17 protein-coding genes and 1 pseudogene are annotated in these 20,063 nt (G+C 62.1%); 6 read left to right on the top strand and 12 right to left on the bottom strand.

The features are described from left to right. Nucleotides 1–54: 54 nt before the first annotated feature. Together ACHIRB_RS27630 and ACHIRB_RS27625 are read left to right on the top strand one after the other, a co-directional pair. A pseudogene (locus ACHIRB_RS27630) lies at nucleotides 55–599 on the top strand (hypothetical protein). Between the two features lie 14 nt (nucleotides 600–613). After that, nucleotides 614–1,312, top strand: coding sequence for a GOLPH3/VPS74 family protein (locus ACHIRB_RS27625; protein ID WP_395114851.1), 699 nt, complete (start codon nucleotides 614–616; stop codon nucleotides 1,310–1,312). Between the two features lie 43 nt (nucleotides 1,313–1,355). Here ACHIRB_RS27625 and ACHIRB_RS27620 read toward each other — a convergent pair whose 3' ends face one another. From ACHIRB_RS27620 to ACHIRB_RS27600, 5 genes are all read right to left on the bottom strand, one after another. Next, nucleotides 1,356–1,988 (bottom strand): GntR family transcriptional regulator, encoded by a 633-nt coding sequence (locus ACHIRB_RS27620; protein WP_395114850.1) that lies wholly within the window; start codon nucleotides 1,986–1,988, stop codon nucleotides 1,356–1,358. Nucleotides 1,989–2,064: 76 nt separating this feature from the next. Further along, nucleotides 2,065–4,185, bottom strand: coding sequence for an MMPL family transporter (locus ACHIRB_RS27615; RefSeq protein WP_395125060.1), 2,121 nt, complete (start codon nucleotides 4,183–4,185; stop codon nucleotides 2,065–2,067). Nucleotides 4,186–4,190: 5 nt separating this feature from the next. Further along, complete coding sequence (locus tag ACHIRB_RS27610; RefSeq protein ID WP_395125061.1) at nucleotides 4,191–6,800, bottom strand: aminotransferase class III-fold pyridoxal phosphate-dependent enzyme; 2,610 nt, start codon at nucleotides 6,798–6,800, stop codon at nucleotides 4,191–4,193. Nucleotides 6,801–6,807: 7 nt separating this feature from the next. Then, nucleotides 6,808–7,860: a cytochrome P450 gene (locus tag ACHIRB_RS27605; protein WP_395125062.1), complete on the bottom strand. Its 1,053-nt coding sequence runs from the start codon at nucleotides 7,858–7,860 to the stop codon at nucleotides 6,808–6,810. A 307-nt stretch (nucleotides 7,861–8,167) separates the two neighbouring features. Then, complete coding sequence (locus ACHIRB_RS27600; protein WP_395114847.1) at nucleotides 8,168–9,664, bottom strand: carboxyl transferase domain-containing protein; 1,497 nt, start codon at nucleotides 9,662–9,664, stop codon at nucleotides 8,168–8,170. An 84-nt stretch (nucleotides 9,665–9,748) separates the two neighbouring features. On the opposite strand from ACHIRB_RS27600, the gene ACHIRB_RS27595 reads away from it, so the two are divergent. The 3 genes from ACHIRB_RS27595 to ACHIRB_RS27585 are packed head-to-tail and all read left to right on the top strand — an operon-like array spanning nucleotide 9,749 to nucleotide 12,230. Further along, the gene (locus ACHIRB_RS27595) at nucleotides 9,749–10,153 is read left to right on the top strand and encodes a hemophore-related protein (RefSeq protein ID WP_395125063.1); all 405 of its coding nucleotides are present in this window, start codon (nucleotides 9,749–9,751) and stop codon (nucleotides 10,151–10,153) included. 38 nt (nucleotides 10,154–10,191) lie between these two features. Beyond that, nucleotides 10,192–10,899, top strand: coding sequence for a response regulator transcription factor (locus ACHIRB_RS27590; RefSeq protein ID WP_395114844.1), 708 nt, complete (start codon nucleotides 10,192–10,194; stop codon nucleotides 10,897–10,899). Continuing rightward, nucleotides 10,896–12,230 (top strand): sensor histidine kinase, encoded by a 1,335-nt coding sequence (locus ACHIRB_RS27585; RefSeq protein WP_395125064.1) that lies wholly within the window; start codon nucleotides 10,896–10,898, stop codon nucleotides 12,228–12,230. Before ACHIRB_RS27590 ends, ACHIRB_RS27585 begins: the two co-directional genes overlap by 4 nt. Here the strand turns inward: ACHIRB_RS27585 and ACHIRB_RS27580 are convergent. After that, nucleotides 12,202–13,428, bottom strand: a complete 1,227-nt coding sequence (locus ACHIRB_RS27580) for a hypothetical protein (RefSeq protein ID WP_395125065.1) — start codon at nucleotides 13,426–13,428, stop codon at nucleotides 12,202–12,204. The two genes, ACHIRB_RS27585 and ACHIRB_RS27580, sit on opposite strands and share 29 nt — an antisense overlap. Further along, entirely contained in the window at nucleotides 13,425–13,646 is a 222-nt protein-coding gene (locus tag ACHIRB_RS27575; RefSeq protein WP_199705522.1) for a hypothetical protein, read from the bottom strand. The genes ACHIRB_RS27580 and ACHIRB_RS27575 overlap by 4 nt, the downstream gene beginning before the upstream one ends. A 180-nt stretch (nucleotides 13,647–13,826) precedes the next feature. Between ACHIRB_RS27575 and ACHIRB_RS27570 the strand changes: the two genes are divergently transcribed. Then, nucleotides 13,827–15,128 (top strand): YhgE/Pip domain-containing protein, encoded by a 1,302-nt coding sequence (locus ACHIRB_RS27570; RefSeq protein WP_395125066.1) that lies wholly within the window; start codon nucleotides 13,827–13,829, stop codon nucleotides 15,126–15,128. Here ACHIRB_RS27570 and ACHIRB_RS27565 read toward each other — a convergent pair. From ACHIRB_RS27565 to pdxH, 5 genes are all read right to left on the bottom strand, one after another. Next, nucleotides 15,103–15,462 carry an FKBP-type peptidyl-prolyl cis-trans isomerase gene (locus ACHIRB_RS27565; protein WP_395125067.1) on the bottom strand — a complete coding sequence of 120 codons (360 nt, stop codon included), beginning with the start codon at nucleotides 15,460–15,462 and terminating at the stop codon, nucleotides 15,103–15,105. The genes ACHIRB_RS27570 and ACHIRB_RS27565 overlap by 26 nt on opposite strands. Continuing rightward, nucleotides 15,459–16,757 carry a citrate synthase gene (locus ACHIRB_RS27560; protein WP_395125068.1) on the bottom strand — a complete coding sequence of 433 codons (1,299 nt, stop codon included), beginning with the start codon at nucleotides 16,755–16,757 and terminating at the stop codon, nucleotides 15,459–15,461. Before ACHIRB_RS27560 ends, ACHIRB_RS27565 begins: the two co-directional genes overlap by 4 nt. A 213-nt stretch (nucleotides 16,758–16,970) precedes the next feature. After that, on the bottom strand, nucleotides 16,971–17,951 hold the full coding sequence (locus tag ACHIRB_RS27555; protein ID WP_395125069.1) for an aldose 1-epimerase family protein: 981 nt from the start codon (nucleotides 17,949–17,951) through the stop codon (nucleotides 16,971–16,973). Nucleotides 17,952–18,007: 56 nt separating this feature from the next. After that, nucleotides 18,008–19,297, bottom strand: coding sequence for an MFS transporter (locus tag ACHIRB_RS27550; protein WP_395127807.1), 1,290 nt, complete (start codon nucleotides 19,295–19,297; stop codon nucleotides 18,008–18,010). Then, nucleotides 19,294–19,920 carry a pyridoxamine 5'-phosphate oxidase gene (pdxH, locus tag ACHIRB_RS27545; RefSeq protein ID WP_395125107.1) on the bottom strand — a complete coding sequence of 209 codons (627 nt, stop codon included), beginning with the start codon at nucleotides 19,918–19,920 and terminating at the stop codon, nucleotides 19,294–19,296. Before pdxH ends, ACHIRB_RS27550 begins: the two co-directional genes overlap by 4 nt. Nucleotides 19,921–20,063: the final 143 nt, after the last annotated feature.

The following is a 20,063-nucleotide window of genomic DNA, read 5'->3' as shown; positions in this document are numbered from 1 at the left end:
CCGCCGAGTCCCATTCACGAACCCTTTCAGGCCCGCACTAAGGATGGTGCCCTAGTGACCGAATCCCAGAGCAATCTGATCGACCGCTACCAGCAGTACCGAACCCGACGGTTCCTTGCCAACGAAAGTCAGACGTCGTCATGGCTACCCGGCTGGCGTACCCAGAAGCGCAGACGCATCCTCGTCGGCGCATTGCTGGCGATCTTCGTCGCGATGCTCGCGGTAGGCGTGGTCTGCCACTTCGGTGTCGAGTGGGCACCGTTGCTGTGGCTGCCCGCCTGCCTGGTATTCATGCCGGTCTGGGTTGCGTTGCGGGCGCCTCCGGACGTCAGGACGACGCCCCCGAGGCTGTACTCGACGAATTCGAAATCGACCAACGCAACGGCGCTCGTTCGATCGGCTTCGCAGTCATGCAATCGCTCGGCTTGATTGCGGCCTGCTACCTCATCTTCGGAGCTGTCATCACCAACGGCGACAACGGCGACATGGTCTATGCAGGTGGGATCTTCACTCTGATGGCAGTACTCATCGGCGGTTGCACGCCGGCCATGATTCTGGCCTGGACTCGACCCGACCCCGATGTCGACGACATCTCCTGAAAGGAGTTACGGCCATGAGGACCCCCGATTCGCTACTTATCGCCGAAGATCTGCTGGTCTTGTTTCTCGACGACGCGAGCGGTAAACCGCATGCCGATTCGACGGCGCTACCCCGCGCGCTGGCCGGTGCCGTGCTCCTCGAGCTTGCGATGGCTGACCGAATCCGCGTCACCGAGCCGGGCGAGGATGTGCGCAAGGGCCACATCGTTACCATCGGGACCGCCAAGCGTCCCGCTGATCCGGTTCTCGCACGCGCCTTCGAACTGCTGAAGAATTCTCGACCGATGAAACCTCAGCGCGCAATCGAGAAGCTGGGCAAGGGTTTACGCGAGCAGGTCACCGAACGTGTCATCGCCCGCGGCTGGGTTCGAGCTCAGCACGACAAGGTGCTCGGAATCTTCCCGCGGACCAAGCTCCCAGCACGCGACGGCAGCCACAAGGCGTCGATCAGGGCGGAGCTCGAGTCGGCGTTGCTCGGCAAGACGGAGCCGACACAACGGTCCGCGGCACTGATCTCGCTGCTGTCGGCCGCCGATGTGGTCCACAAGGTCTTCCCCGACGCCGAGAAGCGGGCAATCAAGAAGAGCGCCAAAGAGATTGCCGAAGGCGAGTGGGCTGGAGCCGCTGTACGCAAGGCGATCAGCGACATCAACACAGCCATAATGACGGCAGCCATCGTCTCGACATCAGCGGGCGCGGCATCCTCGACCTGAACGCCGCGGATCGGCCCAACGGTCGGTGCAGGATCCGAGCCCGTTACGTGTGCCGCGTAGTATTGGCCCCCCTGGTCAGGTACCGATGAGCGCCCTCGTATTCTTCGGCGATGCTCGCTCGCGCTTCGTCACGATCGCCATTCTCCAACGCATCTATCAGTCTCTGGTGCAGTTGGCGGGACCGTGCGACCCATTCACTGCTGTCCACATAGATAGTGAATGGCGTGTATTTATTGGCGTACGCCAATAAATTGGTCAATTTCCTGGAATCCGCGACATGAATGAGCGCCTCATGAAAGCTGCGCTCCCATGTGATCGGCTGAGCAGCCTCTGCATTGTTCAATTCCTCCAATCGAGTCAATTGCGCAGCGGTGATCCGATCGAGGCAACGGTCGATAAGCCGCTGGTATATCTCAGTCTGAATCCACAGCATGTCCTCGACATCTTCGCGAGATAGACGAGCGACGACAAACCCTCGGTAAGGGAGCAGTTCGACAAGATCTTCGGCCTCGAGTCTCATCAGTGCCTCACGCACCGGGGTATTGCTTACTCCCAATTGACGGGAAGTTTCTTCTAGTCGAATTCGAGCGCCTGGCGCATACTCGCCGTTCAGTATCCGCTTACGCAGCGTCGTCGTCACGACATCAGTGATCGGTTTGCGCCCCGAAGGCGTCACTATCCGGTTCCCTTGGCGTGCACGATTTCCCATTCGAGGTGGCAGCAGTCAAGCCCCGAGCATAGTGCACATCTGGTCACTCGAGCAGTGCCACCACGCCGGTCTTCGACGCCGTGCCCCCAGGGACCGCAGGCCACCAATTCAGCCTTCCTAGCAGCATCATCGTCGACGGTATGACGACCAAACGAATCAAGGTCGCATCGATGAGTATTGCTACCGACAGCGCGACCCCAATGACGCGGATATTGCCATCGGGGTCGAGTGCGAAGCCGGCAAAGACCGCGATCATGATTAAAGCGGCAGGCGCGATGACTTGCGCCGAGCTTGCCACACCGCTGACGATCGAGCGCTGATTCGCATCATCATCGTCGGTCGACTCGAGATAGTCTTCGCGAACTCTGGACAGAATGAATACTTCATAGTCCATCGAGAGACCAAAGACAAGAGCGAACACCAATATTGGCATAAATGATGGAATCGGCCAATCCCATGCCAACTGAAAGACCGCGACAATTACGCCTAACGAGGCTGCAATGGAGAATCCGTTCAGTACTGCAGATTTGGCAGCAACGACAGGAGCGCGAAAGGAAATTAGCAGAGCAACGAAAGAGAGTGCAATAGTCACGCCGACCACGAGCATCAGTCGCTCGTCGATTCGTTTGGTGAAGTCCACATACGCCGCACTTGCCCCACCGACGCGCACCGGCGATTCGGCGGTGGACATCGACCGCAAACGATCGACGAGGTCGGCAGTTCGGGTGGAGCGTCCTGCTGCGACCGGCACGACATGCAGGACGGAAGTTGTCTCCGAACGCGCGATGATAGTTGCACTTGCGACGTCAGAATCAGTTTGCACTTCTTGCCGGAACAACTCGGCGCGCGGATTCCCGCCGGCCCCGGTGTAAGTAACCAATAGTGGATCGTTGGCGCCGGCCGTAAATTTCGCCGCAATGATGTCGTAGGCCCGGCGCTGGGTATGGCTCGTCGGATCGACGCCTGCGTCGAGTTGTCCCAAGCGCATGAAAGCTATTGGCGAGGACAGGAGAAATATGGTCGCCAGTGCGAATGCCAAATATCGCCAGGGACGCTCCGTCACGTGGTGCGTCCATCGCGACCACCGTCGCACTGTCGCAGATTGTCCCGCCGCGAGGTTGGCCAGGGACGGCATCACAGATATTGCCCTCGAGCCAGTGGTAGCCAGCAGAGCCGGCAGCAACGTGAGCGAGGCGAGAACGGCGAGTAGCACTGTCAGGCTGGACGCATAGGCCATGAAGGAAACAGGCGGAAGTCCGGCGAGAGTAAGTCCTGCCAATGCGAGCACAACGGTCAATCCGGCGACTGCCACTGAGCGCCCGGCGACCGCGCTCGCTCGTTCGAGGGCGACGTCAACTTCGGAGCCGCCGGTGACTTCGGATCGATACCGGCTGACGTAAAACAGCGCGTAATCGATCGCGACACCGAGTCCGATCATGGTCGCGAGCGTCGAGGCCGTGGTCGGAACCGTCGTCCAAGCGCTGAGGGTCGATAAGAGGGAAATTCCTGTTCCGATCGCGATCGCCGCTACGACGAGGCATATTCCCGCGGCGACAAAGTTTCCGAACACCGCGACCAAGACAACGAGTGCGACGCCGAAGCCCACCGCTTCCGCCCACACGGATCCACGCTTCGCCGTTTCGACAAGGAGTTGCCCCCCGAATTCCACTACCAGTCCGGATTCCACGGCCACCTGCATCGATGCTCGCAGTCGATCTACATCATCGAGAGTCAGTTCATGAACACTTGCGGCGTAGCCGACATCCGCTATTGCAGCCCGTCTATCTCTCGAAACCCCTTCCGTCGCATAGGGATCGGACACACTGAACACGTCGGGCGCCGAGCGCAATTCCGCTAACGAATGCGTGACGGCCTCGACGTACTTCCGCTGAGTGATGTCGTCGTTGGCGGCGAACACGATGATCGCGTTCGTTCCCGCGAGGCGCGGATCGACCTCTTCTGCAGTCTCCAACGCCGCTGCGGAGTCCGAGCCGGGGACGCCGAAGTCGTTACTCGCATGTCCGCCGAACACGATCGCTGACGAGACGCTGCCCACGAACGCGATCAACCACAGCGTTATGACCACCCTCCGGAATCGCGTCGAAACCCGCGCAACTCGTGCGGTCGATCGAGCTAGAAGGCCATAGTCGCCGTTGCCTGCCATGGTCGCTACGATTCCGCCGAATGTCCGGTCTGACCGGCATTCGAAAGCTCGAAGACGTACGACGGCCTGCCCGACACCCGGTCGTAGTCGCTATATCCTTGCCATACCTCGTCAAGGTAAGCCAGCGCTACCTCACGCTCGTCACCCGTAAGGATCCGAGCGTTGTGGCTGGTGGATCGGCCCGCGATTGCGGTCTCGCATTTGCCGGACCGCGCCAGAAGAGATGCCCAGACGGGATGTGTCGGGCGTCCGAAGTTCGTGCCTGCGACATAGGTGGACCCGCGTCGTTGCGCGTAAACCAGGCGAACAGCTTCTGCGTTCGATCGCTCGAGGCAGGTGACCGTGAGGGTCAGCGATGGAATCCGACCGAGCCTCGTCAACGAGAATCGTTCGTCCGTTGTTGCGGCCATCAACCTGTCGATCTTGACCAGAGGTGATGCCACCCGGCGGAAATAGCCCTGGCGTGCCCACCCGGCGCTGATGCGCCTACCCCACGATCTCGGCGGAGACCGTCTCAGGACGTGGGACACAGTGAGTCGGAGTCCTCGCGCGACTCCCACAAAACTGTTGATGTACACACGTGGCACAGAGATTTGTGTGACTCCCTGCATGGCTTCGACTACACGCGCTGCGGTCCCCTCTGGCATGAAAAGTGGCGGGAACAAGCGCATCTGAGCGACGATGACGCCGCAATCACGCAATACCAGATCTTGCAGAGATCCCTCGACCAACTGGGTCAACGTCGAATTTGATCGCTGGGGGAAAAAGCGTCGGTTCATCTCGAGTCGGATGTGGAGACCATCGCCGATGACCTTGGATAGCACACTGGACTCCGCGCAGATGCGGTCCAACCCTTCGCGGAGTTCTTTTGTTTGCTGTTTGCGAAGAGCATGCGCCTCGTCGTTGTCGACGGCTGTCAGGGCATTGAAGGCTATCGCGGCGGTCAATTGATTCCGGTACTGGTCAGCGAGACGAGCAGCGGCGGCTGGGAAGTAATTGTGTGCATTAACCGCCACCTGAGGAGTTGTGAGGACCAATCCGACTGGGGTGGCCATGTCAGAAAATGGTTTTGCGATTGTCACGATATCGGCCGGCCTCATCTTCGAGGAGTGCGCGAAAAAGTCGTCGCCGCTGCGCCAGACTCCCGAGAGTATCTCATCGATGCCCACGAGAAAATGACGACTGCGGCGCATTGAATCCACAAGGTCCAGCACGTCCTGCGGTATCGCCTTGCACGACATTCCTTGCACACATTCGAACCAGACCAGACCAATTTCTCGATCGTCGAGGATCGCTTCGATGTTCAGCACCGCATCATGCGCCCAAGGGTCGGCATAAATTACAGACTCGGAGTACGGCCTGAACGGATCGCTGATCGTAGCTGATCGTTGTGGCCCGTTGCGGCTGAAGCTCAGTGGGAGAAGCGTTTTACCTGCAAAGTTTCCGTCGAAGGTGAGGATTTTGGGTCTGTCGGGAAGCGCGAGTCGCGCAAGTGCAATGGCCGTCTCGACGGCCGTTGCTCCGCTCACCGCGCAGTAAATTTCGGAGTAGCCGGTGAGTTCGTGCAGGGATCGCTGCAGTTTGCCTATGTAGTCGGTCGACGGGTCGAACCAATCAGTCAAGTCCGAGATGTCGGATGGGTTGTGTCCTCGCAGGTTCGCGCCAGTTCCCCCAGCCATGTCGAGGATTCTTCGACCGCACCCTAGGGCCATGTCCGCGCCGAACGCCGTTTGGATATCGATATCGATGCCGAACGCTTGCAACCAGATCGCCGCCTGCGGATTGACGTGATCTTCGAAGTAGCGGTTACGAGACTGCGGATCTTTTGTGATGAGGTCGAATACAACTTCGTCGGCGTGGTCGACGGCGTCGGCGGCACGCAGGGTCGTGATCGCCAGGCTCAACGCGATCCCGTTCGCGCCGAACGTTGACGAGTGCGCTAGCGCATTGATCGGGTGATTCCAGATCTTGTACGCGTGTGGCGTCATCACGAACGCACCAAACGGGAGCATTCGGTTCGTCAGCGCTTCTCCGTATGCATGAACATCGAACTTCACGGTCGAGATCTGAAATCGGCCGCTCGCTACGGCGCGCGACAGGTCGCGGTCGTCACATCCGATTGACATCACTCCGAGTTCGGCACATCTTGCGACAAGCCGACGCAGTTCGCAAACGTCAATGTCTTCCTCGACGATATAGACGAGTGCCGCAGGCGGGACGTGTGATTCGTCGAGGAGGCGACTGGCCGCGGCGATGTCGGCCACCACCTCGAGACCTGGAACCAAATCACTGTGTGCTGCAAGTCGGGTCGGATTGTAGTGCTGGGCGATTCGCCCGTCGCGGTCGACTAGTATCGCAGTGCCGACGGACCCCTTTGCCCTCGCCGTATGGCGTGCGAGCTTGACCGCGCCGGATATGGCCTCTTCGAACGAGTTGGCGAAGCACGTGTAGTACTTCGTTCGAATCGGGTAGTGCATCCTGCTCAGCAAGTAGCCCAGTTGCGCCGATTCGTCACTGACCGACACTCCGGCAAACAGCAAATTTGGGTTTCCTCGTTCGGCGAACCGGGCGATGTGCTCGATTGTTGATGCGGTAGGTGCCGAAAAACGTGTCATCGTTCTCTCATTCCATGGCGTCGCTGTCGTTCAACCGCATTGGCATCGATTGCCAACCTCGAAGGAATGTCGAAGTCCGTCGCGTGCACTCGGCTGACGGTGAAAGATTCGGGAATCTCTTGAACAATCTCGATAGCGCGATTTCTCCTTCGACGCGAGCGAGATGCGCACCAGTACAGAAGTGGCGACCCCCACCAAAAGTAATATGATCCTTTGCGTTGATTCGTTTGATATCGAATGTGTACGGGGCGGGGAACACGCTGGGATCGTGATTCGCACCGGACACCAAGATAAAGGTGCCGCGGGGAACTCGAACATCTCCGATCCAATCGTCCTCGTTCGCCTTCCGAACGGTTCCGAGAACCGGTCCGTCGATACGGAGGATCTCGTCGATCGCGTTCGGCCAATGCTGCGGCTCGCTCTTCAGTATCCGGAGCTGTTCTGGATGTTGAGTGAGCAGCTGTATTCCGCTACCGATCAGGTTCACCGTTGTCTCGAACCCAGCGAGCACAAGCAGCGACAACAGCGCCTTCGCCTCTCGACGCGTGAGTGGGGGCTGGGGTTTGCCGAGGTCCTTCGCGAGGATTCCGACAAGTCCAGCTGGCTTGCGACGACCCCGCAGGATGAGCCGGAACTGTTCGTCTATCCACGTATCGAGACGCTCTATGCATCGCTCGACCTGAGAAAATTCCTTGAAAGGCCGACCGATTTCGAGCATCTTGACCGATTCGTCACCCAGTGTCGCTAGCATACGGGCCTCGGCGTCGCTCATTCCGAGGATCTTTGCGCTAACTTTCGCAGGTATCACCTTGCAGTAGTCGGAGACGAGGTCCACCTCTCGCATTACGCCAAGGCCCACCAGCGTGTCGTCGACGATTTCCGTGATGTCGTCGCGGATCGCACGCGCATTCGCCGGCGTGAAGTAACGCGCCACGTACTGCCGTAATTTTCGGTGGTCGACACCGTCGAGGACGACCATCGATGGGCGCTCGAAAGGGTTCGCAGGACCCTTCATCACGGCGTTGTCGTACAGGGCCGACATCCAATCCGGATAGATCATCTGGAAGGTCGGTGGCGTGTATTTTTGTCTGCCAAGACGTAACGCGATTCGCGATGACCGGTAACGACATAGCCGATCATGCCAGTTGTTACTGGCATCGACCGGATCGCCGAGTGGTAGGTGCGCAGCCCGTCTTGCGTCGCGCAATCGCCATCGAACACAGTTGACCAAGGATCAGAGGGGCGTAGGCGCATCGCTACCCGCGCCGCCCCATCTCTGAGTACCCACTTGCCGTATGCAGTTGCTACCGTCCCTACCCCCATGGCGATATTATTTTATTTAATATGATTGTTGTCAACAGGATGGTTCATCGTTCGGGCAACCCCAGCTTGCGGTAACGGGCCATACGCAACGACAGTCGCTCCGTCGACTCGACCGCCGCAAGTTCGCGCAGCTCGGCGGAGATGGCCGCAACCATCCGGACTGCGAACTCCGCGGGTTCGTCTGCGGCATCGTCGAATTCACCGACGATGCAGTCGACGATGCCGGCCGCCAACAGATCCGCGGATCGAACACCCTGAGCCGCAGCCATTTCGGGTGCATGCTCGGTGTCGCGGTGGACGATCGCACTCGCCCCCTCGGGCGGCAGCGGTGCAAGCCAACCGTTCTGCGCGGCGATGACGCGGTCGGCCGGTAGCAGCGCCAATGCACCACCGCCACTGCCCTGCCCGAGCAGTACCGAGATCGTCGGGGCGTCGAGTGTCACGAGATCGGCTATACACCGCGCGATTTCAGGAGCAAGCCCACGTTCCTCTGCTTCCTTCGACAGCGACGCACCGAGAGTATCGATCACGAGCACAAGCGGTATCTGCAGTTCCTCGGCGAGACGCATCGCTCGCCGGGCCTCGCGTAGGGCCGCCGGACCCATTGCCCGATCGACCGACTGACCGTCCCTGTCGTGTCCGAAGAGCACACACGGCCTGCCGCGGAATCGGGCAAGCGAATGAAGCACCGTCCGATCCGCTTCACCCTGCCCGGTACCGCTGAGCGGCACTCGTTCGGTCGCATGGCGAAGTAACTGCCGAATCCCCGGCCGGTCCACGCGGCGCGACGACAGCACCGACTGCCATGCGTCGACGTCGGCGGCCGCCGCTGTCACCACGGGGACGGCAGAGACGCTGTCGCGCACCGTTCCCGTCATCACACACAGCGCCCGGTGCATGAGGTTGCGTAACAACGCAACTGGGACAACTCCGTCGATGACGCCGTTGCGATAGAGGTTCTCGGCCGTCTGCACGCCGGTCGGAAAGTCTTCGCCGTAGAGCGCTTGGTAAACCCGCGGTCCGAGGAATCCGATCATCGCGCCGGGCTCGGCAACGGTGACCTGCCCGAGCGATCCCCACGACGCGAACACCCCGCCCATCGTCGGATTGCGCAGATAGACCAGATACGGCAGGTGTGCCTTCTTGTGAACGGCAACCGCCGCAGCGATTTTCACCATCTGGACGAATGCGAGTGTGCCTTCCTGCATCCGAGTGCCACCCGACGTCGGCGACGCAACCAGAGGCAACCGTTCTGCGGTCGCACGTTCGATCGCCGAGACGATCCGCTCGGCGGCGGCAACACCGATCGAGCCCGCCAGGAACCGAAACTCGCACGCGATCACCGCAACCCGACGACCCCGAACCGAACCCTCGCCTGTCAGCACCGATTCGTCGACCCCGGATCGCTCGGTGGCCGAGGCGAGGTCGGCCGTGTAGCGCTCGGACGGCGACACGTCGATCGGCGTGCGATCCCAGCTGACGAAGCTCCCTGGATCGAGTACGTGGGAAATCAGGTCGCCTGCCGAGATCGTTGCACTCACAGACTTCAGACTAAGCGGCGCTCCTCAGAGAATCCTCAGAAACAGCTCAGTGACCTGCCATGTTGCGGTTCTAGGGTCGCAATTATGAAGCCACGAAACCCCCGCATGATCCGTATGCTGCCAGCCGTCCTCGCCACCTCCGCCGCATTGGCGACAGGTGCGCTACTCGCTCCCGGCACCGCCGTCGCCGACCCCGCGTCAGCGGCAGGACCTTTGCTGCAGACCACCTGCTCGTTCGATCAGATCGACGCCGCCCTGCACGACCGAGCACCGCAAGTCGCGAACAATCTCGACGCGAATCCTGACCGCAAGGACATGCTCAGGCAGTTCTTCGCCCTGCCCGTCGACCAGCGCCAGGCGGCGCTGGACGCCTACCTGGCCGCCAATCCGGACCTGCAAGCACAGCGCGACCAGCTCCGATCCGGACCCTACGCAGACCAGATCGCGGCAAAGGCTGCCGAGATCGCCGACACCTGCCACAGCTACTGATAGCGCTCGAAGATTACCTCGCCAGGCACAATGAGCTTGTGAGCGGTCAAAGTGCGGCCAGCGTTCTCGTTGTCGACGACGACGAGGACGTTCTGGCCTCCGTCGAGCGTGGCCTTCGGCTGTCCGGCTTCACGGTGCTCACGGCCCGCGATGGCGCCGCGGCGTTGCGCAGTGTCGCTGCCAATTCGCCGGACGCGATCGTCCTCGACATGAACATGCCGATACTCGACGGCGCAGGTGTGGTGACGGCGCTGCGAGCGATCGGAAACGACGTTCCCATCTGCGTACTGAGCGCTCGCAATTCGGTGGACGACAGAATCGCAGGCCTCGAATCCGGAGCCGACGACTATCTGGTCAAACCGTTCGTCCTTGCCGAGCTCGTCGCCAGAATCCGCGCCTTGCTTCGCCGCCGAGCCGACACGACCACTACGAACTCGACCGAGGGCGGCATCACCGTCGGACCGGTCGAGATCGATCTACCCGGCCATCGGGCCCGGTTGGCAGGCAACGACATCGAACTCACCAAGCGCGAATTCGAACTGCTTTCCACCCTCGCGCGCAACACCGGCGTGGTGCTGAGTCGCGAGCGTCTGCTGGAATTGGTGTGGGGCTACGACTTCGCTGCCGACACGAACGTCGTCGACGTTTTCATCGGATATCTGCGACGCAAGTTCGAGGTGGACGGTCATCCGCGGGTGCTGCACACGATCCGTGGCGTCGGCTTCGTGCTGCGAGAACCACGGTGACACGGACGTATTCGCTGCGCGCACGGGTCGCAGCTGCCACCGCTCTCGGCGCGACGATCATCGTCGTCGCGCTCGGCTTCATCGTGTCTCAGGCCATCGAGCGCAACAATCTGCAGCAGATCGATCAGCGGCTCGAAACGGTGTCGAAGCTAGTGCTGTTGAACGCCGATATCGCGGTTCGAGTTTTGTCGGTGCTCGGTCCGTCGAACGATCTTGCGTTGACCTTTCGCAATGCTGACGGTTCCGTCGGCGGAACGACCAGCGTCGAGCTACCCGCCCTCGCCGACGGCTCACGCACCGTCGATGTCGACGGCACGCCCTATCGCGTCTTCACCACGACTGTGGAAAGGCCTGCGGAACAGAAGGTTTCACTCGGCCTACCGGCGGAAGAGGCAGCCCGCGCAACTGCCGACCAGCGACGCTACGTCGTCGCGGCAGGCGCACTTGCGATCGCAGCATCCGGAGGGCTCGGCTGGATCTTCGGCGGCAGGGCCGTTCGGCCGATCGTCGAGTTGACGCGTCGGATCAGCGCCGGACAACCTCAGCCGGCCAAACAGGCAGGCGGGGTGCGCGAGGCCGACGAACTCGGGGACGCACTCACAGCAATGCTGCAGCGAGTCGACGATGCGCAGGCCGACACGACGGCAGCATTGACGACCGCGCGGGACTTCGCGGCCGCATCGGCGCACGAGTTACGCACACCGCTGACCGCAATGCGTACCGACATCGAGGTATTGCGCACACTCGATCTCGACGACGCGCAGCGGACCGAAATCCTCGACGACCTCGCGCGAACGCAAGGCCGAGTAGAAGCGACGCTCGCCGCGCTGGAGCGTTTGGCATCGGGCGAATTGGCCTCGGACAGCGACCATTCCGATACCGACGTTGTCGAGATCTGCGACATCGCTGCACAGGACGCAATGCGCCACTTCGCCGACCTCACCGTCCGCGTCGACGCCGAGCAGGCGCTGATCATGCGCGGACTTTCCGCCGGGCTACGCCTCGCCGTGGACAATGCGCTCAGCAACGCGGCACGACACGGCCGCGCGCACAACGTGGTGATCACTGCGGCGCGGCGAACCGACGATGCCATCGTTGTCACGGTCGACGACGACGGCATCGGCGTACCCAAATCGGAGCGCACCGCGGTGTTCGAGCGCTTCTACCGAGGTGCGTCGGCTGCCAAATCCGGTTCCGGTCTTGGTCTGGCGTTGGTCGCCCAGCAAGCCCAACTACACGGTGGCCGAGCCTATTTCGACGTGAGCCCGCTCGGGGGCGCTCGGCTTGTGCTCGAACTGTCGGTTAGCCGGCCGCCGACATCGCCGCGGTAGCGGGCCGCAGCTGCTCTTCCAGCCCGAGCTCGCGGGCACGAACGAGCACGGTCTCCTGCACCTGCTCAGGCAACGAGGAACCCCATGACGCCGCCACCCGCTCCTGCAGGTCGGCGGTCTGATTCGCAAGAACACGCAGCAGTAGCGGCCAGAGGTCCGCATCGATTGCGCTGGCGGCGATTCGGGTCGGCAACTCCCCGTCGCCCGCCACAACCAGTTCCAGCACGCGCCGCTGCACATCGGTGTCTGCCGCGTCGGCGATGTTCAGCAGTCCGTGCCAGACGTTCGGGTCGTCGTGATCCGCGGCTGCGGTGACCGCCGCCTCGAGCAGATCGTGTTCGTGCGCAACAGGATTACCCCCGAAGGTGCGCAGCGCGGACTCGCTGAGGTGCCCGACGAACTGCATCAGTTCCGATATCGCGTCGTTGGCAACTAAGTTGCGCACCAAAGCCCCGACGGCATCGGGGTCTTCCTGTTCGAAGAGCGTGTCGCCGATGATCTCGATCAGATCCGCGTCGATTCTGGCGAAGACGGACAGAGCCGCGATCTGCAGGTCGTCCGACCCACCGACGACAGTCGTGATGAGCCGCGCTATGCGGCCCGGAGACGCATCGATGATGACGCGCAGGATATCGCTGACGACTTTGCCCGAGTGGACGTATGCGCCCGTGCGAATCAGGCCTTCGTCGTCGTCGACTCCCGCCTCGATGGCTCTGATCAGCTCGGGCGTTGCCGCGTCCACAAACAGTCCGCCGGTGATGTAGTCCTTGCGTCTCATCAGTTCGTTGGCGATGTCGACCACGGGTCCGTGCGGCGCGACGTGCGCGATCTTGGCAACGGCCCGCGGATCGAGAAACGCCGCGGCGCTGGCGCCGTAGGCGATGTCGACCATCGTCATCGCGGCCGCGGCTTTCTTCGGATGTGCCACTGCCACAGCACCTGCCGAACGACCGGCCATTTCCGGCGATGTCACCTTCTGCACGATCGGCATGGCGATCTGCAGCGGCACGATCGGGACGAGCATCGCGATACGGCTGAACATCTCTGCGTTCTCGTCGAACATGATGCCTGCCATACGATCACGCAACGCGAACAGCTGATCGGCGCCGAGATGTTCCAGGTGCTGCACTCGCTCGACGGGTACATGCAGCAGCTTCGCCAGCATCGTGAGCTGAGCGCGCGTGACCAGGTCGCTCATTTCTTGCCAACGATGATCTTGCGGGCTGTGCCGCGAAACATCCAGGGCAGCGCGTCGATGGTTTCGTCGATCGCTGCCATCAACTGCTTCTGCTCGGTCTTACGAGCAGCCTGGAAGAGTTCGAGTATGTCGGCGGCATCGGCGTCCGACAGCTCGTCGAGGACGGGGAGCCCGTCGCCGAGCTCGCGCTTCAGATCAGCCTTCGCGGTATCGGTCACGCCAGCTCCTTTGCCGGTAACTCCAGGTCGGAGTCTATTCCACAACAAGCCTCACCAGCTTGTGACATAAAGATGACGTATCTCTCTCATTGCTCCGCGGCAGCGGTTGACCACCACACTCACAGAGTCACCTCAATCTTGGGCCAGAATGCCCGCATAACGTCGCCATAGCGTGATCTCGTGCGCAACAAGTTGACAGCAATTACAGGGATCACGGCAATCGCGATGGGTGGACTCGGCTGGTACTTCTACAGCGAGTATCACTCCACCGAGTCGGTCATCGCGTTGGTGAACGAGGACACCGGCCCGACCGGTGATCGCGTCATCGACGCACTGCTCGGTTCGACGACAGCACCCACCGGTTACAGCTGGGCCGACGGCCGCACCGACGACATCGGCGCAGCAGCCGTAACCGTCTACCTGCCAACAGATCTCAGCGACGCGATGGCATCGTTCGACACCGCTGCGCCACAACGCGCCGTGGTGACGGTCGACGTAGGCGACACCGACTTGGGTGCACAAGCCAGCGCTGCGGTGATCGACCAGATCCGTCGACAGGGTATCGACACTGCACTGCAATCGATTTCGACCGCTCGCTCCACCTTGAGCCAACTTAAGCTCGGTACGCAGTTTCTGAATGCCGGTGTCGGTGCGGCCAATTCAGGAGTCGGCCAGTTCAGCACCGGAGTCACCGGATTGATCGGCTATCTGGATGCGGCGCGCGACGGCTCGGGGCAGCTCTCGGCCGCGATCGACGAGCTTGCAGGTGTCGTCGGCGGCGCGACGGCACAGGCCGACGAACTGGCGGCGACACTCAGCTCGACGGGCGTCACGATCGGCGAGACCACAACTCGCGCAAACGAACTCGCGACCGGAGTCGACACGACCCTCGCGATCCTGCGCACACTGCCGCCAAGCCCCGAGCTGAACGGCGCGATCGAAACGCTGACGGGTGTGCGCAACACCGCGCAGCAGGTGGGCGACCAACTTGGGACCGTATCGACCTCGCTCGGCGATTCGGTCGATCCGAGCACAGACCTGGGGGCGCTACTGCAGGTCGTCGTCGGCCAATTGACAAGTGCAACAACGCAACTGTCGGACGGAGCCAACCAACTCACTGCCGGGCTCGACCAACTCGCCACCGAAGGTGGGGCACAGTTGACCGATGCATCGACGCAACTGACCGACGGCATCGGGCAGCTGACCCAACTGTCCGGCTCACTCGCCACCCAGGTGGACAAGGGCATCGCTGGACTGCCGACCTCGTCTGCCACCACGCAGCTCGCGGCGACCGTCAACGATCCGGTTGCGGTGCAGCACAATGCAACCTCAGGTGGCTGGCGCACACCGAGCCCGATGACGTTGGTGGCCGCATTTTTCGCGCTGACCACCCTCGTACTCGTGAGTCTTTTAGGAGGGCGGACCCTCCGAAAGGACTCACGAGCGGCGGAGCCGCCTACTTCGCGTCGATCAGATCGATGATGAAGATGAGAGTCTTGCCCGACAGGCGATGACCGCCACCTGCGGGACCGTAGGCAAGCTCCGGCGGGATGGTGAGCTGGCGCCGGCCACCGACCTTCATGCCCGGAATGCCGTCCTGCCAGCCCTTGATGAGTCCACGCAGCGGGAACTGGATGGATTCGCCACGGTTCCAAGAAGAGTCGAACTCGTCGCCACTGTCGAACTCGACGCCGACGTAGTGCACCTCGACCGTTCCGCCGGGGACCGCCTCGGTGCCGGTGCCGACGACGAGGTCCTTGACGACCAGTTCGGTGGGGGCGGGGCCTTCTTGAAACTCGACCTCTGGCTTGCTCATCGGGTGGTCAACTCCTTGTAGTCCCGTTCGGTGTATCCGGTGTAGATCTGGCGCGGACGCCCGATCTTGAGGGTTGTGTCTTCGTGCATTTCACGCCAGTGCGCAATCCAGCCCGGCAGGCGACCCATGGCGAACAACACGGTGAACATGCGCGTCGGGAAGCCCATCGCGCGGTAGATCAAGCCCGTGTAGAAGTCGACGTTGGGGTACAGCTTGCGCTCGATGAAGTAATCGTCGGTGAGCGCGGCCTCTTCGAGTGCCATCGCAATGTCGAGAAGCTGGTCGTCGCCGCCGAGCTTCCCGAGAATGGTGTGCGCCGTCTCCTTGACGATCGCGGCCCGCGGATCGTAATTGCGGTAGACGCGATGGCCGAAGCCCATCAGCTTCACGCCTTTTTCCTTGTTCTTGACCTTCTTGACGAAGTCGCCCGCTGTGCCGCCCTCTTCTTTGATCTTGTCGAGCATCTCGAGCACAGCCTGGTTCGCGCCGCCGTGCAGCGGACCCCACAGTGCGTTGATGCCGCCCGAGACCGAGGTGAACAGGTTGGCATCGGAGGATCCGACGAGGCGGACCGTCGACGTCGAGCAGTTCTGCTCATGATCGGCGTGCAGGATGAGCAGCATGTCGAGCGCCTTGGCGATCTCGGGATCGACCTCGTACGGCTCGGCAGGGAAGCCGAAGGTCATACGCAGGAAGTTCTCGACGAGGTTCAGCGAGTTGTCCGGGTATAGGAACGGCTGCCCGACCGACTTCTTGTAGGCGTACGCGGCGATCGTCGGCAGCTTCGCAAGCAGCCGAATCGTCGAGAGTTCCACCTGCTCGGGGTCGTCGGGGTCGAGCGAATCCTGGTAGTACGCCGACAGCGCGTTGATGGCGCTGGAGAGCACAGGCATCGGATGCGCGTTGCGGGGAAAGCCATCGAAGAATCGTTTGAGATCTTCGTGCAGCAGTGTGTGCCTGCGGATCTTGTCCGTGAACTTGTCCAGCTCGGTCGCCGACGGCAGCTCACCGTAGATCAGCAGGTAGCTGACCTCGAGGAACGTCGACTTCTGCGCCAGCTGTTCGATCGGATACCCGCGATAGCGCAGGATGCCTGCCTCGCCGTCGATGTAGGTGATCGACGACTTGGTCGAGGCCGTGTTCACAAAGCCCGGATCCAAGGTGGTGTATCCGGTGGTGGCCAGCAGCTTTCCGAGATCGATGCCGTCGTTGCCTTCGGTCGCCCTGGCAATGGACATCTGGTACTCGCCACCGGGGTAGCTGAGCGTTGGGGTGTTGTCGTTCTCAGCGGGCACGAATATCCCTCTCAGGCTTGAGCAGTCGCGTAGCGAGTTGCAATCGCGCGGACGTAGTCGATCAGACGCTAGTCGCAATACCGCTCGCGCGCCCACGGAGGGTCGTGTCTGCATCGAGAACTGACCGCGGGTTTGCACCCACGCTGAGCAGACTAGTTGGCCCAATACCCCGCCACACGCGATTGGCAGGCTCGGCGGAAGACGCGGCCAACGTCACAGCGACGTGATGCCCCACTGGCCGCTCCACGTCTCGCCCGGTTCGAGAACGATCTCGTCGATACCCGTGTTGAACGCATTCGGTGGGCAGGTCATCGGTTCGATCGCCAGCGCTCTACCGCGATCGGGGTAGGCCTGTCCGCGTGCGGGATCTGCCGTGAACACCTGGACCCAGCGAAACGTCCGGTCGGTCCACAGTGCCGTCGCGGTACCGTCCGGAGCTCGCAGAATCTGCCGGGCCCGACCATCGGTATCGACGTCGATGGAACTGAACGGCGTATCCATCCACACCCCTTTCAGCGAGCGCGGGGTGCTGAAGTCGTATTCGGTGCCGCGCACCGGGACACACGGTCCCTCCGGCAGCATCCGCTCAGGGTCGAGCGGTTGGCGAACTCCGACGGCGAGTTCGAGTGTGCACTCGTCGAGCGGCGCGTCACCCGCGCGAACGAACGTGTGCATGCCGAGACCGAACGGAGCTGGCACCGGACCCGTGTTCGTCGCCGTGTGCGTGACCGACAGACCCTCTTCGTCGAGTTCGTGCGTCACGCTCAAACGCATCGGGTACGGCCAACCTTTTTGCAGGCGGACGTCGATGGACTGTTTGACGCGGTGCCGCTCGTGTTCTTCCAACTGCCATTCCCGACGACGGACGAGACCGTGCATCGCGTTGTTGCGCGCTGGTTCGGTGAGTTCCAACTGATGCTCGATGCCGTCGAAATAGAAGAAGTCGTCTCGGATGCGGTTCGGCCACGGCGCGAGCACAAGCCCTGCCGAGAGCGGCGGTTTCGTTCCGGCAGGCCAGGATTCGGTGAGTTGCACCGCTTTGCCGTCGACTGCGCGCTCCAGCATCCGCAATCCGGCTCCTGTCGATACGACCTCGGCGCGATAGTCGTCGAATCGGATCTGGAACGTGCGGCTACCCGCCGCCGGGGTGCCCACCGGCTCGTCCTGCTGTTGCTGCGTTTCACGCTCAGCCATGGGGTCAGTCTGCTCCGCGCAGGGGCCAGTTGTCAGGTCAACGGATTGCGGCGTGCTTACTTTGTTTCTTCGCGTGACGGCTCAACCGGCCTGCCGACGCGATAGCGAACGAACGCCGGGAAGGCGAGTGCCGCAACAACTACACCGATCACGACGAGAATGCCGCCGCCCGCCGCAGCCGCTGCGGTGCCGACACCGGCAGCGGCGACACCGTGAGCAAGGTCGCCGATTCGCGGGCCGCCTGCGACGACGACGGTGAAGACTCCCTGCAGCCTGCCGCGCATCTCGTCCGTTGCGACGGTCTGCAGCATCGTCGAGCGGAATGCTGCCGAAATCATGTCGGCACCACCGCCGAGAACCATGAAGGCCAACGCAATCCACAGGGCAACCGGACCCGACCCCGACCCGATCGCGATCCCGAAGCCGAGCATCGACAATCCCCACACGACGATGCACCAGATGACCGCGAGACCCTGGCGACGGACGCGCGGCAACCAACCGGAGAACACCCCGCCGACCACCGCACCGAATGACATGGACGCGAACAGCAGACCGAGTACGAGTCCGCCCTCGATGGGGTCGCCGAAGGTCTCGTGGGCGATCTGCGGGAACAGCGCACTGGTCATGCCGAAGGCCATCGCGATGATGTCGATGACGAAGGATGCAAGCAGAATGCGTTGCGTAGTAAGGTATTTGAACCCTTCGAGCACCTGTTTCAACCCCGCGCGGCGTGCCTCACCCGTCGGCGGCAGTTTCGGCAGTCGCCACACTGCCCATACCGTCGCAAGCAGTGCTATCGCATCGAGCAGATACAGCGTCGACAACCCGAATACCGGTATCAGCACGCCGGCAAGCATCGGTCCGGCAATCGCCCCGAACTGAAAGACGGTCATGTTCAACGAGTTCGCGGCCGGCAGCTGATCGGGCGGCAGCAGGCGGGGAATGATGGCGCCGTTGGTCGGCTGGTTCACCGCGAAGAACGCCTGTTGCAACGCGAGCAGGAGCAGCACCAGCCAGACGCTGTTCACGTCGAGCGCGGCTTGGATCCAGAACAGCATCGACGTGACGGCGAGGCCTGCCCGAGTGATCAGCAGCAGGGACCGCCGATCCATGACGTCAGCGAGCGCGCCACCCCAGATGCCGAAGACGATCAGCGGGGCAAGGGCGAAAAGGCCGGCGAGACCCACGTATCCGGAGCTCCCGGTGATCTGGAAGATCTGCTGCGGCACAGCGACGATCGAGAGCTGACCACCGATCACCGTGACGACGCTGCTCAACCACAACCTGCGAAAGTCGTGATTCTGCAAAGGAGTCGTGTCCGCGAGAACTTTGCGGCGAGCGTTCACGGGCTGAGGCGTTCCACCGCGCTCGGCGAGCCGTCTGCGGCAATTGTCACGCGAATTCTGTTGTGCAGGCGATTCTCTCGGCCTTGCCAGAATTCGACGGAGGTAGGCGCGAGCTCGAAGCCACCCCAGTTCGGCGGGGTTGGAATCTCGTCGGGGAACCTTTCGGCGACCGCGGCCAACTGTTGTTCCAGTACGGCCCGCGACGCGACCGGTTGCGATTGGTCCGATGCCCAGGCCCCGAGTTGCGAACCGCGCGGCCTACCGCGCCAATAGCCGTCCGTGACCTCGCGTTCGACGCGTTCGACGCGGCCTCGCACCGTGATCTGCCTGCCGATCAGTGGCCAGGAGAACGTCGCGGACGCGTACGGGTTGAGCCCGAGTTGGCGAGCCTTGTCCGACCCGTAGTTCGTGTAGAAGACGACGCCCGCCCTGCTGATTCCTTTGCAGAGCACCGTCCGCGTCGAGGGCCGACCGTCGGCGTCGACCGTTGCGAGCACCATCGCGTTCGGTTCCGCAACGCCTCCCGCGAGCGCGTCGTCGATCCAGCGCAGGATCAGTTGTTCCCAGCCGTCGTCGAGCCAACTCTCGTCGAGGTCGTGCGGTGAGGTGTAGTTCACACGCATCCCTGCGAGGTCATTGCCGGTCGACGGGGGGTTCTCGGACACCACGTTGCGCACGCTACTCCCGGGTAGGGCTGGCGTCGCGGCCGGTCGACGCCCCGCTATGGTGTGAATCGATCGTCGATCTCTGCGCCGTACATCCCACA

It is taken from the genome of Antrihabitans spumae, from assembly GCF_043944905.1.
Classification (GTDB): Bacteria; Actinomycetota; Actinomycetes; order Mycobacteriales; family Mycobacteriaceae; genus Antrihabitans; species Antrihabitans spumae.
Note: the sequence above shows the minus strand (reverse complement) of the source record. Positions and strands in the feature narration are given on the sequence as shown.

Excerpts from the sequence above, each read along its gene's own strand:
- ACHIRB_RS27555 (WP_395125069.1), bottom strand. The coding sequence starts at position 17,951 with ATGGCTGAGCGTGAAACGCAGCAACAGCAGGACGAGCCGGTGGGCACC.
- ACHIRB_RS27605 (WP_395125062.1), bottom strand. The coding sequence starts at position 7,860 with ATGATCTATCCGGATTGGATGTCGGCCCTGTACGACAACGCCGTGATG.
- ACHIRB_RS27580 (WP_395125065.1), bottom strand. The coding sequence starts at position 13,428 with ATGAGCGACCTGGTCACGCGCGCTCAGCTCACGATGCTGGCGAAGCTG.
- ACHIRB_RS27625 (WP_395114851.1), top strand. The coding sequence starts at position 614 with ATGAGGACCCCCGATTCGCTACTTATCGCCGAAGATCTGCTGGTCTTG.
- ACHIRB_RS27565 (WP_395125067.1), bottom strand. The coding sequence starts at position 15,462 with ATGAGCAAGCCAGAGGTCGAGTTTCAAGAAGGCCCCGCCCCCACCGAA.
- pdxH (WP_395125107.1), bottom strand. The coding sequence starts at position 19,920 with ATGCGTGTGAACTACACCTCACCGCACGACCTCGACGAGAGTTGGCTC.
- ACHIRB_RS27615 (WP_395125060.1), bottom strand. The coding sequence starts at position 4,185 with ATGGCAGGCAACGGCGACTATGGCCTTCTAGCTCGATCGACCGCACGA.
- ACHIRB_RS27595 (WP_395125063.1), top strand. The coding sequence starts at position 9,749 with ATGAAGCCACGAAACCCCCGCATGATCCGTATGCTGCCAGCCGTCCTC.
- ACHIRB_RS27610 (WP_395125061.1), bottom strand. The coding sequence starts at position 6,800 with ATGACACGTTTTTCGGCACCTACCGCATCAACAATCGAGCACATCGCC.